Annotated in this window: 14 protein-coding genes and 1 tRNA gene; 13 read left to right on the forward strand and 2 right to left on the reverse strand. The window is 69.5% G+C overall.

Translation table 11 applies throughout. The features are described 5' to 3' along the window. The first annotated feature begins 44 nt into the window (after positions 1 to 44). The 8 genes from E3O22_RS02010 (at position 45) to E3O22_RS02045 (ending at position 7,816) form a co-directional block, all read left to right on the forward strand. Entirely contained in the window at positions 45 to 764 is a 720-nt protein-coding gene (locus E3O22_RS02010; RefSeq protein WP_134393819.1) for a MazG family protein, read from the forward strand. A 287-nt stretch (positions 765 to 1,051) separates the two neighbouring features. Further along, positions 1,052 to 2,308 (forward strand): histidine--tRNA ligase, encoded by a 1,257-nt coding sequence (gene hisS, locus E3O22_RS02015; RefSeq protein ID WP_134393818.1) that lies wholly within the window; start codon positions 1,052 to 1,054, stop codon positions 2,306 to 2,308. A gap of 105 nt (positions 2,309 to 2,413) precedes the next feature. Continuing rightward, positions 2,414 to 3,694 carry a phosphopyruvate hydratase gene (gene eno / locus E3O22_RS02020; RefSeq protein ID WP_134393817.1) on the forward strand — a complete coding sequence of 427 codons (1,281 nt, stop codon included), beginning with the start codon at positions 2,414 to 2,416 and terminating at the stop codon, positions 3,692 to 3,694. A gap of 125 nt (positions 3,695 to 3,819) precedes the next feature. After that, positions 3,820 to 4,296: a septum formation initiator family protein gene (locus tag E3O22_RS02025; RefSeq protein ID WP_134343481.1), complete on the forward strand. Its 477-nt coding sequence runs from the start codon at positions 3,820 to 3,822 to the stop codon at positions 4,294 to 4,296. After that, positions 4,293 to 4,814: a DUF501 domain-containing protein gene (locus E3O22_RS02030; protein WP_134393816.1), complete on the forward strand. Its 522-nt coding sequence runs from the start codon at positions 4,293 to 4,295 to the stop codon at positions 4,812 to 4,814. The genes E3O22_RS02025 and E3O22_RS02030 overlap by 4 nt, the downstream gene beginning before the upstream one ends. Beyond that, complete coding sequence (locus tag E3O22_RS02035; protein WP_370448395.1) at positions 4,811 to 6,091, forward strand: S8 family serine peptidase; 1,281 nt, start codon at positions 4,811 to 4,813, stop codon at positions 6,089 to 6,091. The genes E3O22_RS02030 and E3O22_RS02035 overlap by 4 nt, the downstream gene beginning before the upstream one ends. A 38-nt stretch (positions 6,092 to 6,129) precedes the next feature. Continuing rightward, positions 6,130 to 7,662: an NAD(P)/FAD-dependent oxidoreductase gene (locus tag E3O22_RS02040; RefSeq protein WP_134393815.1), complete on the forward strand. Its 1,533-nt coding sequence runs from the start codon at positions 6,130 to 6,132 to the stop codon at positions 7,660 to 7,662. A gap of 78 nt (positions 7,663 to 7,740) precedes the next feature. Further along, positions 7,741 to 7,816: transfer RNA gene (locus tag E3O22_RS02045), tRNA-Leu, on the forward strand. Positions 7,817 to 8,203: 387 nt separating this feature from the next. On the opposite strand, the gene E3O22_RS02050 is transcribed toward E3O22_RS02045, so the two are convergent. Beyond that, the gene (locus E3O22_RS02050) at positions 8,204 to 9,130 is read right to left on the reverse strand and encodes a Ppx/GppA phosphatase family protein (RefSeq protein ID WP_134393814.1); all 927 of its coding nucleotides are present in this window, start codon (positions 9,128 to 9,130) and stop codon (positions 8,204 to 8,206) included. 119 nt (positions 9,131 to 9,249) lie between these two features. On the opposite strand from E3O22_RS02050, the gene E3O22_RS15775 reads away from it, so the two are divergent. After that, the gene (locus tag E3O22_RS15775) at positions 9,250 to 9,414 is read left to right on the forward strand and encodes a hypothetical protein (protein ID WP_166784531.1); all 165 of its coding nucleotides are present in this window, start codon (positions 9,250 to 9,252) and stop codon (positions 9,412 to 9,414) included. A gap of 69 nt (positions 9,415 to 9,483) precedes the next feature. Here E3O22_RS15775 and E3O22_RS02055 read toward each other — a convergent pair whose 3' ends face one another. Further along, the gene (locus tag E3O22_RS02055; protein WP_166784532.1) at positions 9,484 to 11,655 is read right to left on the reverse strand and encodes a hypothetical protein; all 2,172 of its coding nucleotides are present in this window, start codon (positions 11,653 to 11,655) and stop codon (positions 9,484 to 9,486) included. Between the two features lie 219 nt (positions 11,656 to 11,874). Here E3O22_RS02055 and E3O22_RS02060 point away from each other — a divergent pair, with 219 nt between their 5' ends. The 4 genes from E3O22_RS02060 (at position 11,875) to E3O22_RS02075 (ending at position 16,591) form a co-directional block, all read left to right on the forward strand. Continuing rightward, positions 11,875 to 13,107, forward strand: a complete 1,233-nt coding sequence (locus E3O22_RS02060) for an alanine racemase (RefSeq protein WP_134393812.1) — start codon at positions 11,875 to 11,877, stop codon at positions 13,105 to 13,107. Further along, complete coding sequence (locus E3O22_RS02065; RefSeq protein ID WP_134393811.1) at positions 13,104 to 14,417, forward strand: D-arabinono-1,4-lactone oxidase; 1,314 nt, start codon at positions 13,104 to 13,106, stop codon at positions 14,415 to 14,417. The genes E3O22_RS02060 and E3O22_RS02065 overlap by 4 nt, the downstream gene beginning before the upstream one ends. Then, positions 14,414 to 15,871 carry a glycoside hydrolase family 1 protein gene (locus E3O22_RS02070; RefSeq protein WP_134393810.1) on the forward strand — a complete coding sequence of 486 codons (1,458 nt, stop codon included), beginning with the start codon at positions 14,414 to 14,416 and terminating at the stop codon, positions 15,869 to 15,871. The genes E3O22_RS02065 and E3O22_RS02070 overlap by 4 nt, the downstream gene beginning before the upstream one ends. A gap of 153 nt (positions 15,872 to 16,024) precedes the next feature. Continuing rightward, positions 16,025 to 16,591 carry a LemA family protein gene (locus tag E3O22_RS02075; protein ID WP_134393809.1) on the forward strand — a complete coding sequence of 189 codons (567 nt, stop codon included), beginning with the start codon at positions 16,025 to 16,027 and terminating at the stop codon, positions 16,589 to 16,591. Positions 16,592 to 16,596 lie beyond the last annotated feature (5 nt).

A 16,596-nucleotide genomic window follows, 5' to 3' on the forward strand; every position in this document is an offset into this window, starting at 1 on the left:
GGCCGGTGCAGAACCCGGCAATTCGGGACGATTAGAGTTGTCTCGTGACCCTTTCAGACATCCCCGCCGGCCCGGCACCGGCCTCCAGTCTCGATGAGCTGGTTCGCGTGGTGGCTCTGCTGCGAGCCCCGGGCGGATGCCCGTGGGATGCCGAGCAGACCCACGAGTCGCTGGTGCAGTACCTGACCGAGGAGACGCACGAACTGATCGAGGCGATCGAGTCGGGCAGCCGCGACGAGATGCTCGAGGAGCTCGGCGACGTGCTCTACCAGGTGATCTTCCACGCCGACCTGGCCGCGCACACCGACGGCGAGGGCTTCGACATCCACGATGTCGCCGCGCACATGACCGCGAAAATGGTCGGGCGGCATCCGCATGTCTTCGGCGACGTGAACCTGGAAACGGCCGACGACGTGGCCCGCGCCTGGGACGACTTCAAGGCCGCGGAGAAGCCCTCCCGCACGAGCGTGCTCGACGGGATCCCGCAGGGAATGCCGGCGCTCGCGCTCGCCGACAAGGTGCTCGGCCGAGCCCAGAAGATCGGGCTGATCGGCACCGAGGCCGCGTTCCCGCTTCCGATCGAGACCGAAGACCAGCTCGGCCCGCTGCTGCTGGCCATCGTGTCTGCGGCCAAGAGTCACGGGCTCGACTCCGAACGTGCCCTGCGCACGGCCCTCCGCGGTCTGCAGGACGAGATCCGCGAGGCCGAGACGACGGATGCCGGCGACGTTGCCGACGCCGGCATCATCGGGCTGCCCGGCTGAGGCCTGCGCGAAGGCCTGCGCGAAGGCTTGGGCTGAGGCCACGCGACGGTGCCGACAGGGCGGTGCCGGAACCGTCCAACCATGAGCCAGACATCCTTCAATGGTCCTCTGTCCGCGCAGATCGGGGCTTGTTTCGCGCCGCCCGGGGCTCGATGCCCATGCTCCTGACCATCGCCCGGGGTGCCGGTGACGACCACGTCGACATCGAGCACTACATCGTATGTGAAGCCGTGTCGGGCGTCCCGGCGGAAACGGACGGGCCGACCCGAACTGACACAATTGGGGCTATGGCAACACCAGTGACCCCTCCCCGTGGCATGCGCGACTTCCTCCCCGCCGACAAGGCATCCCGGGAGCACGCGCTGGCCGTGATCCGGCGAAGCTTCGCGGCGCACGGCTTCGACGAGATCGAGACCCCCGTGATGGAAGACGCGGCCCGGCTGCACTCCGGGCTCGGCGGCGACAACGAGAAACTCGCTTTCGCCGTGCTGAAGCGTGGGTTGAAGCCGACGGATGCCGCGGCCGCCGCCGAATCCGGCGACCTGCTCGGGCTGGCAGACCTGGGCCTGCGCTTCGACCTCACCGTGCCGCTCGCCCGGTTCTACGCGACTCACCGGGCGGAACTGCCGACGGTGTTCCGGTCCATCCAGATCGCGCCGGTCTGGCGGGCGGAGCGTCCGCAGAAGGGCCGCTACCGGCAGTTCGTGCAGTGCGACATCGACATCATCGGCGAGTCCGGCCTGCTTGCCGAGATTGAGCTGATCACCGCGACCGCCGCCGCGCTCGACGCCCTCGGCCTGACCGGGTGCTCCATCCGCGTCAACGACCGCCGCATCCTGACCACCCTGCTCGCGCATTGGCGTGTGGCGCCCGAGCTGAACGAACGCGCGCTGATCGTGATCGACAAACTCGACAAGATCGGCGTCGACGGGGTCGTCACGGAGCTCGCTGGCCTGGGCATCGCCACCGACGGCGTGGCCGATACCCTGAGCCAGATCGCCGATGCCGGTTGGACGGTCGCAGAGCCGACCCCGCCGATCTGGCTCGACACGGATGCCTTCGCCGACCTGCTCGCGCTGCGCGCCGCGCTGCCCGAGGTGCGGCTCGTGTTCGACCCGACCCTGGTGCGCGGGATGGGCTACTACACCGGCACCATCTTCGAGATTTCACACCCCGATCTGGGCTACTCCCTCGGCGGTGGCGGCCGGTACGATGGCATGATCGGCCGCTTCCTCGGCACCGAGGTGCCGGCGTGTGGGTTCTCGATCGGGTTCGAGCGTATCGTCGACCTGCTGGGCGTGGATGCGGCATCCGCTGAGAACGCCGTCGTGCTGGTGTACGACAAGGGAACAGACCCGGCCCGACTCGTGGCGCTCAAACGAACACTGGTCGAACAGGGCCTCCGGGTGCGCCTCGAACAGCGCACCAAGAACGTCAAGGCGCTGCTGGAACGCGCGGCCGGCGCCGGTTACGGGCGCTACGCGTTCGTCGGGGCGGATGCCTCCGGCGCGGGCGAACTCGATTTCCGTCCTCTCGGCGGCTGAGGCCAGTCGCTAGACTGTTATGGGATTGGAACACGGCGCTGTCTTCCTCGATTCCTTCAGACCAACACCCCAACAATTAAAAAATATAGGAAACAGGAGATAGCTGTGGCTCTCATTGAGGCAGTAGTAGCGCGCGAGATTCTTGACTCCAGAGGCAACCCGACCGTTGAGGTCGAGGTATTGCTTGATGACGGTTCGGTCAGCCGTGCCGCCGTTCCGTCCGGCGCATCCACCGGTGCGTTCGAGGCTTACGAGCTGCACGACGGCGACAAGTCACGTTATTTGGGCAAGGGCGTCCGCAAGGCCGTTGACGCCGTCATCGACGAGCTCGGCCCGGCAGTCGAAGACCTCGACGCCGCTGACCAGCGCATCATCGACGCCGTCCTGAACGAGACCGACGGAACCGACAACAAGCACCGCGTCGGCGCCAACGCTATCCTCGGCGTCAGCCTGGCCGTCGCCAAGGCCGCCGCAACCTCGGCCGGCCTGCCGCTGTTCCGCTACCTCGGTGGCCCGAACGCACACACCCTTCCGGTCCCGATGATGAACATCATCAACGGAGGCTCCCACGCCGACAACGACGTGGACATTCAGGAATTCATGGTCGTCCCACTCGGCGCCGAGTCCTTCGCCGAGGGCCTCCGCTGGGGCACCGAGACCTACCACGCCCTCAAGGCGCTGCTCAAGTCCAAGGGCCTCTCCACCGGCCTCGGCGACGAGGGTGGCTTCGCCCCCAACCTGCCGAGCAACCGTGCCGCTCTCGACCTCATCGTCGAAGCCATTCAGAACGCCGGCTACACGCCCGGCAAGGACATCGGTCTGGCGCTCGACTGCGCCGCCTCCGAGTTCTACAAGGACGGCGTCTACCACTTCGAGGGCAAGGAACTCACCGCCCTGGAGCTGTCTGCGTACTACGTCGAGCTCGTTGCCACCTACCCGCTCGTCTCGATCGAAGACCCGCTCGAGGAAGACGACTGGGACGGCTACGTTCACCTCACCGCCGAGCTCGGAGACAAGGTCCAGATCGTCGGCGACGACCTCTTCGTGACCAACCCGGTGCGCCTTGCCAAGGGCCTGGCCCTCGGCACCGCGAACTCCATCCTGGTCAAGGTCAACCAGATCGGCACCCTGACCGAGACGCTTGACGCGGTGTCCCTCGCGCAGCGCGCCGGATACACCGCCGTCATCTCGCACCGCTCCGGTGAGACCGAGGACACCTTCATCGCCGACCTCGCGGTTGCGACGGATGCCGGCCAGATTAAGACCGGAGCACCCGCCCGCAGCGAGCGCGTCGCCAAGTACAACCAGCTGCTCCGCATCGAGGAAGAGCTGGGCGAGGCCGCCGTGTACGCGGGCCGCTCTGCCTTCCCTCGCTTCACGGCATAGTTCGACTGGAGCTCTCGGAGCGCGGGTTCATCCCCGCGGCTTCGGGAGCTCCATTTTTTTGTCCGATTGCGGTTAGGGTTCCAGTGCGGGACAACCGCGACCAGCGATTCACGAAGGGAGTTGCCGTGGCCAGGAAACGCGCCGAAGAACAGCCCGTCGCGCTGCCCCCGACCGAGACCGCGGCCGCGCGCTGGCTGCGCGGCCTGCGCCTGTCCGGGTTTTCTCTGGTGATGATGGGCCTCCTGATCATGGCCGTGATCGTCCTGGCGCCCGGCATCCGCACCTACGCCGACCAGCGCCAGCAGATCGAATCGCTCACGGCGGCGGTCGAGGCCCAGCAGGGCGCGGTGGAAGAGTTGAAGAGCGAGCGAGAACGCTGGAACGACCGCACCTACGTCACCACGCAGGCCAGGGACCGACTGTCCTATGTGCTTCCCGGCGACGTGAGCTTCCTCGTGATCAACGATCTGGCCCTGCCCGTCGCGGGTGACGCGGCCGCACCGGTCGCCACCCCCACCATCCAAACCACCAACGTCGATTGGCTCTCCTCCATGTTCGCCTCCGTAATGACGGCCGGTCTGGCTCCCGAGGCCGCGAAATGACCCGGCCTCCCTTCGCTTCGGTCACCGAGGACGACATCACTATCGTCTCGGCTCAGCTGGGACGCCCGGCCCGCAACGTCGTGGGCATCGCCGCGCGCTGCGTTTGCGGCGCCCCGACCGTGGTGGCGACGGCGCCGCGCCTTGCCGACGGCACCCCCTTCCCCACGTTGTATTACCTGACGCACCCCGCGGCGACCGCCGCGCTGTCGTTCCTTGAGGCCACCCAGGTGATGAACGAGTACAACCAGTTGCTGGCCGACGACGAGCAGGTGCGTGCCCGCTACCGGCGTGCGCATGAGGGTTTCCTCGCCGACCGGGAGATCCTGGGCACGGTTCCGGAAATCGTCGGCATCTCCTCCGGCGGCATGCCCGAACGCGTGAAATGCCTGCACGCGCTGGCCGCGCACTCTCTGGCCGCAGGTCCCGGAGTGAACCCGATCGGTGATCTGGCCCTCGCCCGGGCAGCCTGGACGCCCGCCGTCTGCGAGTGCCTCGACTACACCACGGCCGACGAGTGACCCGCTCCGCCTGGCGTCGGATCGGCGCGGGCGTCGCCCTGGGCCTGACCATGGCGCTGGGCGGGGCTTTCGTTGCACCGACCGCGCCGGCCTTCGCGGAGAACACGCAGGTGCGTGACCTTGAGTACTGGCTCAACGACTACGGATTCACCCAGGCCTGGAATACGACCCGTGGTGCGGGTGTGACGGTGGCCGTCATCGACACGGGAGTCGCCGGCGTCGCCGACCTCACCGGTGCGGTCGTCGGCGGAACGGATGTCTCCGGGCTCGGCTCCGCCAACGGGCAGACGCCCGTCGGAGAAGGCAGCGAGCACGGAACTCTGGTGGCATCCCTGCTGGCCGGCCGCGGCACGGGTGAGGGGTCCGGCGTGCTGGGAGTGGCTCCCGAGGCGTCGATCCTGGCCGTCTCGGTGGCCTTCGGCACCAGCGACGCCACCCTCAGCAACGACGACCAGATCGCCGAGGGCATCCGCTGGGCCGTCGACAACGGCGCGGACGTCATTAATATGTCCCTCACCCGCAACACCTTGGACTGGCCGCCGAGCTGGGACGACGCCTTCCTCTACGCGTTCGAGAACGACGTCGTGGTCGTGGCCGCCGCCGGGAACCGAGGCAGCGGCACCACCGAGGTCGGAGCCCCGGCCACCATCCCTGGGGTGCTGACGGTCGCCGGTGTCGACCGCAACAAGGGCGCCAGCTTCGACGCGTCCTCGCAGGGCATCACGATCTCGGTGGCCGCGCCCAGCGAGCAACTCGTGGGCGTCGTTCCGGGCGGCGGCTACGTGCAGTGGAACGGCACCAGCGCGGCCGCGCCCATCGTGTCGGGCCTGGTCGCCCTGGTGCGCGCCGCCTATCCCCGTCTCGATGCTGCGGAGGTGATGAACCGGGTCATCGAAACTGCCGACCCGAACGGGCGGGTCGTGCCCAGCCCGATCTACGGCAACGGTCTGATCGATGCCGCGGCGGCGGTCACTGCGGTCGTGCCGGCATCCACGAGCCCGGAACCGGCCGCCCTGCTGGAGGAGTGGATCCGGGTACACCGGCGGGCGGACACCGAGGTCGAGCCCACGCCGCAGACCGCCACGCAGGTGCCGGTCGCGCCGAAGGAAGACCCGGCGTTGCCTGCCCCCAGCGTCGTCGCGGCATGGTTGCCCAGCCCGCTCACGCTGAGGTATGTCACGGTGCCGCTCCTCGTCCTGGTCGGGTTTGGTACTCTGTTAACGCTGCTCGGCACCGGGGCCACTCGGCACATCAAGCGAATCCGGTCAAAACGGTAAGTTTTCGTGCAGCCAAATCATGTAGGAGGACTTTCATAGTGCCCAAAATTCTTATTGTCGGTGGCGGCTACGCCGGGTTCTACACCGCGTGGAAGCTGGAGAAATGGCTTCGCGCCGGCGAGGCCGAGGTCACCATGGTCGACCCTCTGCCGTATATGACCTACCAGCCGTTCCTGCCGGAGGTCGCAGCCGGATCTATCGAGGGGCGCCACGCCGCAGTCGCGCACCGTCGTCACCTCAAGAAGACCAACGTCGTGACGGCCAAGGTCACCCACATCGACCACGCCACGAAAACCGCGACCATCACCCCGCCCAGTGGCGAGCCCTACGAATTCGTCTATGACGTCGTCGCGGTGACAGCCGGCGCCGTGTCGCGCACGTTCCCGATCCCGGGCGTCGCGGACCAGGCCATCGGTCTGAAGACCATTGAGGAAGCCGTCGCCATCCGTGACCGCGTGCTCACCAACTTCGACAAGGCTGCCCAACTTCCGGCCGGCCCCGAGCGCGACCGCCTGCTCACCTTCGTCGTCATCGGCGGGGGCTTCGCCGGCATCGAGGTGTTCGCAGAGCTGCGTTCCTTCGCGTCATCGCTGCTGAAGTCCTACCCGCAGATCGGGTTCGACGACACCCATTTCCACCTGATCGAGGCGATGGGGCGCATCATGCCCGAGGTCTCGCTACCGACCAGCCTCTGGGTCATCAAGCACCTCGACGAACGCGGCGCGCAAATCCACCTGAACACGCAGCTGACCAGCTCGGTCGACGGCAAGGTCGAACTGTCCACCGGCGAGAGCTTCGAGACCGATCTGATTGTCTGGACAGCCGGAGTCATGGCTAACCCGGCCATCGTGCGCCACACCGACCTGCCGATCGAAGATCGTGGACGCCTGCAGGTGCGCCCCGACCTGCGCGTCGGAACCGAAGACGAGATCATCGCCGACGCTTGGGGCGCCGGCGATATCACCGCCGTCCCCGACCTGAGCGGCGGGGGCGTGGGCGGCTTCTGCGTGCCCAACGCTCAGCACGCGGTGCGCCAGGGCAAGCTCCTCGCGAAGAACATCGTCGCGGTGCTGCGCGGCGAGACTCCCAAGGAATACCTGCACAAGAACCTGGGTGCCGTCGCCGGCCTCGGCATCGGTTCCGGTGTCTTCCAGTCCGGCAAGATCGCCATCACGGGTCTGCCGGCCTGGTTTGCCCACCGCGGCTACCACGGCCTGGCCATGCCCAGCTGGGAGCGCAAGCTGCGCATCGTCTGGGGCTGGATGAACAACTTCTTCCTCGGTCGCGACATCGTCTCGCTGGCCGCGGTGCAGCATCCGCGGGCCACGTTCGTGGAGTTTGCCTCGCGGCCCAAGCCGGTCGTGGATTCTGCCGCTCCGGCCAAGGCTCCGGTGACCGTCGCCGCATCGGCCAAGGCAGCGGCCACCGTAGCCGCGCCCGGCACGGGTCCCGCCGCCAAGGCAACGGCGCGCGCACCCCGGGCCCCGCGAAAGACCGCGGCCGACAAGGCTGCGGAAGTCGCTTCGGCAGGGACGACCGAGAAGGCCGCGGCGACCGCACCCGTCAAGTAATAGCGTCTGCGGGCGTCACCGGGAGAAACCGAAGACGCCCGCAGCCCCTACGCTTGAGGCGTTCGGTTCACCGGGCGCGCCCCCGTAGCCCAATGGCAGAGGCAGACGACTTAAAATCGTCACAGTCTGGGTTCGACCCCCAGCGGGGGCACCACACGGTACGTCACAGCGTCACAGCCCGACGCCCGCCGTCCGGGCGGCAGCATCCGAGCCTCGTCGTTCGACCTGTGCGGCAGCCTGTCCGGCCCGGTTCGTGGCGCTACCCTCTGCGAGTGAATCGGCCGATTCCTCCTGCCACGTGCCATTCCCCGACGTGAGAACGGTGTCAGGGGCATTCTGCACGCAACGTGGGACATCAGCCGCTTCTTCTTCTGGAAGTGATCACCACGGCGAAGGCGCCGCGCCGACCAGAGCGCTCCCTCGGCGCCACCCGGTTGGAGCTCAGACGGCCGAGTGCGGAACCAATTCGACGGAGATTTTGGCCTCGGAGCCCGTTTCGCGCCATTCTCGGCAGAATCTCCGTCGAATGGGTCAGGGGCAGCTACTCCAGGTGGTCCAGATACCTCAGGATGATGCCCTCGCGGAGCGCCCACGGCGACACTTCCAGCTCGGTCACCCCGAACGCGGCCATCGCCGCGTGGAGCACAATGCCACCGGCCACGATCTGGAAGGTGCGGTCGGCGGTGATGCCGGGCAGCGCCGGGCGCGCCTCAGCCGGGATCCGAGCCAGTCGGGGGACCCAGTCGCTCAGCTGCGAGCGGCTCAGCTGCATCCGCTCGCCCGACCCGAAACCGTCCGTGGTGGAGCCGGCCAGTTTCGCCAGGGAGCGGATGGTCTTGGACGAACCGACGACGTGGTGCGGCGCCGGGAGCCCCTCGAACGCCACCAGGGCTTCCGCGAGCACGGCGGCGGCGTGCTCGCGGAGGGCGGAGACCTGCGCGGGCAGCGGCGGGTCGTTGTGCAGGAAGCCGATGGTGGAACGGCCGGCACCCAGCGGCAGCGACAGCGCGACCGCGGGCACCTCGTTCGCGCCGGCGGCGATCTCCAGGGAGCCGCCCCCGATGTCGAAGAGCAGGATGTCCCTGGCGGACCAGCCGTACCAGCGCCGCACGGCCAGGAACGTCAGTCGGGCCTCGTCCTCGCCGGACAGGACCTGCAGGGCGACCCCGGTTTCCCGTTCGACCCGGGCGAGCAGTTCGGGCCCGTTCACGGCCTCACGCAGTGCGGAGGTGGCGAACGGCAGGAGGTCGTCGACGTGGTGGTGGCGGGCCACCTCGGCCGCGTTCCGCACCGACTCGAGCACGGCGGTGCACCCCTCGTCGGTGATGGCGCCCTCGGGGGTGAGGTAGCGCATCAGGCGCAGCACGGCCTTGTCGGAGGCCATCGGCACCGGTTGGGCGCCTGCGTGCGCGTCGACGACCAGCAGGTGGACGGTGTTCGAACCGACATCAAGGACTCCGAGGCGCACGCTCTCGACGATAGCGTGCGCCGCGGACGCGCCGTGACGCTGTGACGCTGTGGCGGCTCGTCGTCAGGGTGCCGTCGACCAGGGTGGACGTCACGGCGAGCAGGCGGGCGTGCCTCTAAATGCTCCAGACCGTGAAGAATGCGCCGACGGCCAGCGCCGAGACGCCGAACAGCAGCGCCACCATGAGCAGCCGGCAGCCACACATCTACCCGAAGCTCGGGGTGTCCTCACGCACGGCGGCCGTCGCGGCCGGCCGGCAGGCCGGCCTGATCCGTCGGGCCTGACCGGCCGTGCGACTTCTCGGCGGGCCTGATCCCGCGCCCTCTCGGCGGAATCATCGAGGTGGCCGAGGCTCAGACTCGGGTGGGCGTGACGAACCGCTGCCAGGCCCAGGCCCCGATGCTGACGGCGGCGAACAGAGTGCCTGCCACCCACCACAGGCTAAGGCTGCCACCTTCGTGCCAGAGTTCCACCGCCGGGGACAGCACTCCGAACATGATCGTGAAGGCGAGCACGGTCAGGCACGCCCAGATCGGCGGTGACCAGGCGAGGATGCTCCGTCCGCTGGTGCGTCCGATCGGGATCAGCACCAGCGCTGCCGAACCGATCGCGGCCAGCACCACACTGTTGATGATCTCGGCCGCCAGCGCGCTGAGGAAGCCGTCCGCGGCCGGCAGCAGGCCCAGCGTCAGCCAGCCGACCACGGCCAGCCCGATCAGGCTGCCGGCCCGAACGGCGGCGAGTGGGCCGCGCCTCGGCGTCAGCACCTCGGGGGCCACGGTGACGCTGCCGAGCAGCCCGAAGACGAGCGCCGGGTGAACGTCGAAAGCCCGGGAGGCCAACGCGGTCAGGGCGACCAGTAGCAGGTAACGGGGCAGGAAGGTCACGGACGCCTTCGTCCGCCACACGCGGGAGCTCCACCAGAGCGGAACGAGCGCTCCGACCGCGTTGACGATGAGGAGGGCCAGCGCCACGGCGAGGAGCAGCCGCAGGTAGGCTGGCTGGCTGGTGACCGGTCCGGACAGCATGACGAGGGTGGCCGCGGCCAGCACGGCGGCGCCGGCCACCAGCCACCGGTTCAGAGGTAGTTCGGGAACGGTCTCGAATTCCTCGCGGGACCGGTTGCGGCCCGCGATCGGCATGCTCTGCCAGAGTGGGCGGCCGTCCGTGGCCCGGAACACGGTCCCGGCGAGGAGGCGCGCGGGGATGCATAACAGCAGGAGGGCGCCGAGCGCCAGCAACGCCGCCTGGAACCAGGAGAGGTCGGGGGTCGACCACGGTGGCAGCACGGCCGTGGCGAACCGGGTGGGGTCGTTCCAGCCGCCCGGCAGCGGTGTGGCCAGGGCCACGGCCGGACGGTCCGCCTGCGGTGCCGGCGAGGCCGGGGCTGCAGGGCCGGGCGGGGCTTCCGCCGGTGCGGACTCCTCGGCCGGCGGTGGGGCGGCGGGGGCGTCGGCGGACGGGGCGGTCGCCTCGGGGCCGGTCGAGCCGGAGGGGGCAGGGGTGGGGACGCCGTAGCGCACGTCCACCCCGGGGCTGCCCGGGCCGAGGTTGCCTGCCAGGTCGAGTTGCACCGCGATCACCCGGAAGGTACCGGCAGCGACTCCGCCCGCCGAGCAACTCCACGACCCGGATGCCACGACGGCGCTGCAGACCGAATATGACCCGGCGAAGACGGTCACGGTCGCACCCTCTTCACCGGTTCCCGTGTACCCGGCGTCGGTGAGCGGCAGCTGGGCGCCGCTCACCGGCGTGGTCAGCGTGGGCGGCCCCGGACGGTCGAGGTCGAAGACGAGGTCGACCGGTGCGCTCGAATTGGACCATGAGGGATTGCTGTAGCTCGTCTGCTGGCTGGCCGAGACCTCGGCCTGCCCGCCGGCGAGGCCGTCGGCGAACGTGCACGACCAGTTGCCGGAGGCGTCGGCGGTGGCCGTGCAGCGCGGGCCGTCGCTCACCGTGACGACGACGGAGGCCCCCGGATAGCCGGTGCCGCGCACCGTGCCGTTGGTCAGGCTCCCACCGGTGGGACCGCCCGTCACCCGGGGGGCGGACAACACGGCGATCGTGTGCTCGTCGGTCAGGTCGGCGGCTCCGGTGACGACGACGCGAAGCGGCACGGATGGCCCGCTCGGCAGGGAAACCGCGGCGCAACTCCACTGGCCGGCTCCGTCGACCACGGCGAAGCAGAGCGGGTCCTGACCGTCGACGGGGGAGAGCAACTGGATCTCCCGGCCGGCTTCGCCCGTGCCGGAGACGGTGGTGGTTCCGCTGCCCACGAAACTGCCCGGCGGTGGGCCGACGATGGCCGGCGCGTTCGCCGGCGCCTCCGTGGCGTCCCGCTCGCTTGTGGGAGTCGGCGTGGGAGTCGGCGTGGCTGCGGCAGCCGGTTCGGCGAACGCCGCGCCCGGTACGCCGAGGAGAAGCAGGCCGACCAGGGCGACGAACAGAGGCAGGGGGCCGGGCATCCACCGTCGACGACGACGCCCGGGCGTTCCGCCCGAACCGGCCATACGTGTCCCGAACATGATTCCCCCTGTGACCATTTCACGGGCCAGCGCCGCGAAAGTCAACGTGCGACACCCAATTAGACGGCGACGACACCCATTCGTGATCGGCGGGGGCCATAGGGCATACTGGCGCTGGAACATCCGTGCTGCTGCTTCCCCGCGCAAGAGCACGGGGCGGCTGTGGCTGGGTCACCGCGCCGGGTATCCTCGGTCCCGGCTACTGAAGGCGGTGCGCTGATGCTCGACCTCTCCCCCCGCCCCACGGGCCGGTCGTGGCAGACGCCGGGGCTGTTCTGGCCTGAGCTCACGGCCGCGACGGCGCACCTGGACGCCCCCGTCGCCGCCCTGCACCTGGGTGCCCTGCGCCACAACGCGCACGACCTGCTGGACCGCGCGGCCGGCACCTCCCTCCGGGTCGCGTCGAAGTCGATTCGGGTGCGCGGCGTGCTTGAGGCCATCCTGGCCATGCCCGGCTATCGGGGTGTGCTGGCCTACACCCTGGCGGAGGCGCTCTGGCTGGCTGAGACGGTGACGGATGTCGTCGTCGGCTACCCCACGGCCGACCGGTCCGCGATCCGCACGTTGGGCCGCTCGCCCGAGCTGGCCGGGGCGGTCACCCTGATGGTCGACTCGATCGCGCACCTCGACTTCATCGATGCCGTGCTTCCGCCCGGCAGACGGACCCCGATCCGGGTCTGCCTTGAACTCGACGCGGCCTGGGACGCCCCCGTGCTCGGCCACCTGGGCGTCTGGCGTTCACCCGTGCACACCCCCGGCGAGGCCCGCCGGCTCGCTGAGGACATCGTCGCCCGCCCCGGCTTCGTTCTCGTCGGCGTGATGTCCTATGAGGCGCAGGTGGCGGGGATCGGCGACAGGTCGGCCGGGAAACCGATCCGGGGCCTGGTCACCCGCTGGGTGCGGCGCCGGTCCATTGGCGAGCTCAGGGAGCGGCGCAGCGCGGCCGTCGCCGCGGTGCGGGAGGTCGCGCCCCTCGAGTTCGTGAACGGGGGCGGAACCGGCTCGGTCGAGAGCACGCGCGCCGACGCGTCCGTCACCGACATTGCCGTCGGCAGCGGCTTCTTCGGCGGCCACCTCTTCGACAATTTCGCGAGCTTCCGGCCCGCGCCTGCGGCCGCGGTCGCCCTCACGGTGGTGCGGAAGCCCCGCCCCGCCACGGCCGTGCTGCTCGGCGGCGGCTGGATCGCGTCCGGCGTGCCCGGGGCCGACCGGCTGCCCCGCGTGGTCTGGCCGGAGGGCCTCGGTCTGGTGCCGCGGGAGATGGCCGGTGAGGTGCAGACCCCGCTCACCGGTGTGGGTGCGGCCCGGCTCCGCGTCGGTGACCGCGTCTGGGCGCGGCACACCAAGTCGGGGGAGTTGAGCGAGCACGTGAACGAGTTCGCGCTGGTCGAGAATGGAAAGGTGGTCGACATCCTGCCGACCTACCGGGGTGAGGGGAAGGCCTTTCTGTGAGTGCGAGCGGAGCGGTGTGGCGCAACTGGGCCCGGAACCAGGCGGTGACTCCGGTGCGCGTGGAGCGGCCGTCGAGCGTCGCCGCCGTGCAGCGCGCCGTGGTGGCGGCCGGGGCGGTGGGCCTTCGGGTCAAGGCCGTGGGCTCCGGGCACAGCTTCTCGGGCATCGCGCTCGCGCCCGGGGTGCAGCTTGACCTGTTTGACCTCGCCGGGCTGATCGGTGTGGACACCGTGGCCGGGCAGGTCACTCTGGCCGCGGGCACCCGACTGTTCGAACTGCCCCGGCTGCTGCGGCCCTACGGTCTGGCCCTGCCGAACCTGGGCGACGTGGACCGGCAGACGATTTCCGGCGCCACGTCCACCGGGACGCACGGCACGGGCGGCCGGTACGGCGGTCTGGCCACCCAGATCGTGGCGCTGACCCTGGTAGTCGGTGACGGCAGCCTGCTGCGCGTGAGCGCCACGGAGAACCCGGAGCTGCTGCCCGCGACCCGGCTCGGTCTCGGCGCGCTCGGAATCGTGGTGGACGTGACCCTGCAGTGCGTGCCCGCGTTCCTGCTGCACGCGGTGGAGGCGGCCGAGCCGCTCGCGGAGGTCCTGGAGCACTACCTCGACCGGACCGACCACAGCGATCACTACGAGTTCTTCTGGTTCCCGCACACCGAGACCGCCCTGACCAAGACCAACACCCGGCTGCCCCTGGAGTCCGGCCGGTCGCCGCTCGGCAAGGTCGCCCGCTTCGTCGACGACGAACTGCTCGCGAACGGGGTCTACCGCGGCATTTGCGCCCTGGGCGCCGTGGCGCCGGCGACAGTCCCCGGATTCAACCGACTCGCCGCCCGCTTGACCGGGAGACGCGAATTCACGGATGTCTCGCACCACGTGTTCCTGACGAACCGCACGGTGCGTTTTCAAGAAATGGAATATGCCGTGCCGCGCGTCCGGGTACCGGCCGCGCTGCGGGAGGTGCGGGCGCTGATCGAGGCGCGGGGTTGGCGCATCTCGTTCCCGATCGAGGTGCGCTCGGCCGCCGCCGACGACGTCTGGCTGTCCACCGCCGCGGGCCGAGAGACCGGCTACATCGCCGTGCACCGGTACTACCGGGAGGACCCGGCGGCGTATTTCCAGGCGGTCGAGGCCATCATGCGCGCGCACGGCGGGCGTCCGCACTGGGGCAAGATGCACGACCAGGACGCGGCGTCCCTCCGCACCGACTATCCGCACTTCGACGACTTCCTTTCGGTGCGTGACAGGCTTGACCCGGAGCGCCGCTTCAGCAACAGCTATCTGGAAAGAGTTTTGGGTCGATGAGCAACAGCAACACCCCCGCCGCCCGCGCCTGGGAACACCGGGCGGGGGAACTGGGCGACCGGCTGCCCGACGGCTTCACCCTGGGCGTGGCAACCTCCGCGTTCCAAATCGAGGGTGGCGCCCGGGACGGCGGTCGCGGGGAGTCGAGCTGGGACCCGTTCACGGCCACCGCCGGGCGCATCCGTGACGGCTCCAACGCATCCGTTTCGACCGATCACTTCAATCGGCTCGACGAGGACGTCACGCTGCTCCGCGAACTGGGCGTCGACGTCTATCGGTTCTCCCTGGCCTGGTCCCGGCTGCAGCCCGATGGCCGCGGCTCGCTCAGCCGGGCCGGCCTGGCCTTCTACGACCGGCTGCTCGACGGGCTCCTGGTCGCGGGGATCAGCCCGATGGCGACCCTGTTCCACTGGGACACCCCGGTGCGGTTGCGCGGCGGCTGGCTGAACCGAGACACCGCGATGCGGTTCGGCGACTACGCCCACCAGGTCGGCGAGGTGTTCGGGGACCGGATCGACTCCTGGCTGACCCTGAACGACCCCGCGACGGTGACCCTCAACGGCTACGCCCTCGGAACGGATGCCCCGGGGGAGGCCCGGCTCTTCGGTGCCCTGCCGGCGGCGCACCACCAGTTGCTTGCTCACGGACTCGCCGTGCAGGGGCTGCGCGCCGCCGATGTGCGCGGCCGGATCGGGATTTCCAACGTGCACTCGCCCGTGCAAGCCGCCAGCGGCCGCGAAGCCGACGAGGTCGCCGCCGCGCTCTTCGACGTGCTGCACAATCGCGTCTACGCCGACGCGGTGCTGCTCGGCCGCTACCCGAAACCGCCGGAGCCCTACCAGGTGCCGATGCGGATGCTGCTGGAAACCGACCCGGACGACCTGCGCACCATCCACCAGCCGCTCGACTTCTACGGGCTGGGTTACTCCCAGCCGAGCCGGATCAAGGCCGGCGCCGCTGCCCCGAAGACCCCGAACGGGCCTCCGCCCAGCGGGCCGGCGGAGAAGCCCGTGGCCTTTCCCTTCCACGTCACCCCGTTTCGCGAGTTCCCCGTGACCAACGCCGGCACGGCCATCGCGCCCGAATACCTCGGTGTGGCCCTCGGCGAACTGCGCGACCGCTACGCGGAGAACCTGCCGCCCGTCTGCATCACGGCCGGGGGAGCGAGCTTCCCCGACGCCGCCGACACGTGGGGTGCCGTGCACGATCCGGCCCGGATCGACTACCTGGCCGAGCACATCACGGCGGCGCTCGCCGCGGCGGCCCCCGGCGGGATCGCCGACGGGGTCACCCTGCAGGGCTACCTGGTCTGGTCCCTGCTGGACAGCTTCGAATGGACGGCCGGCTACACCCAACGGTTCGGCCTCGTGCACGTCGACTTCCAGAGCGGCACCCGCACCCGCACCCCCAAGTCCTCCTACCGCTGGCTGCAGACGGTGCTCTCCGCCCGCTGACGGTCGCGTGGGGCCGGTCATCGCCGCGTTTCTTGGAGTGTGTCGGGAAGCGCATGTGAGCCCCAGGGCCCGCGGTTATGATGGTGCGTGCGTCGTAAAAAACGCCGCCGCGGCCTGCTTGCCCGCCCCGCCTCACCTCAAGGAGAAGCTGCCATGGAATGGCTCATCCCGCTCCTCATCGTTGTTGCACTCGTCGTCATCATTGGGATTTACCTCTGGGCCACGTACAACTCCCTCGTCACCCTCAAAGTGCGCGTGGACGAGGCATGGAGTGATATCACCGTTCAGATGAAGCGCCGGGCCGACCTGATCCCGAACCTGATCGAGACGGTCAAGGGCTACGCGGCACACGAGCGGGCCGTTTTCGAGAACGTCACGAAGGCACGGGCCGAGTCGCTCAACGCGCAGGGTCCGGCCGAGGCCGCCGCCGCCGAGAACCACATGCAGACCGCGCTGCGCAGCATCTTCGCCGTAGCGGAGGCGTACCCGCAGCTGCAGGCCAGCCAGAACTACCTGCAGTTGCAGGGCGAGCTCGTCGACACGGAGGACAAAATCCAGGCCTCACGCCGGTTCTTCAACGGCGGCGTTCGGGAATTGAACACGAAGATCCAGGTCTTCCCCAACAACCTCATCGCCCGCAACCTCGGGTTCACCCAGCGAGACTTTTTCGAGGTGTCCGACTCCGCCGCCATCGCGGAGCCGCCTCGCGTTCAGTTCTAGCGGAC

It is taken from the genome of Cryobacterium sp. TMT2-18-2 (assembly GCF_004402245.1).
Lineage (GTDB): Bacteria > Actinomycetota > Actinomycetes > Actinomycetales > Microbacteriaceae > Cryobacterium > Cryobacterium sandaracinum.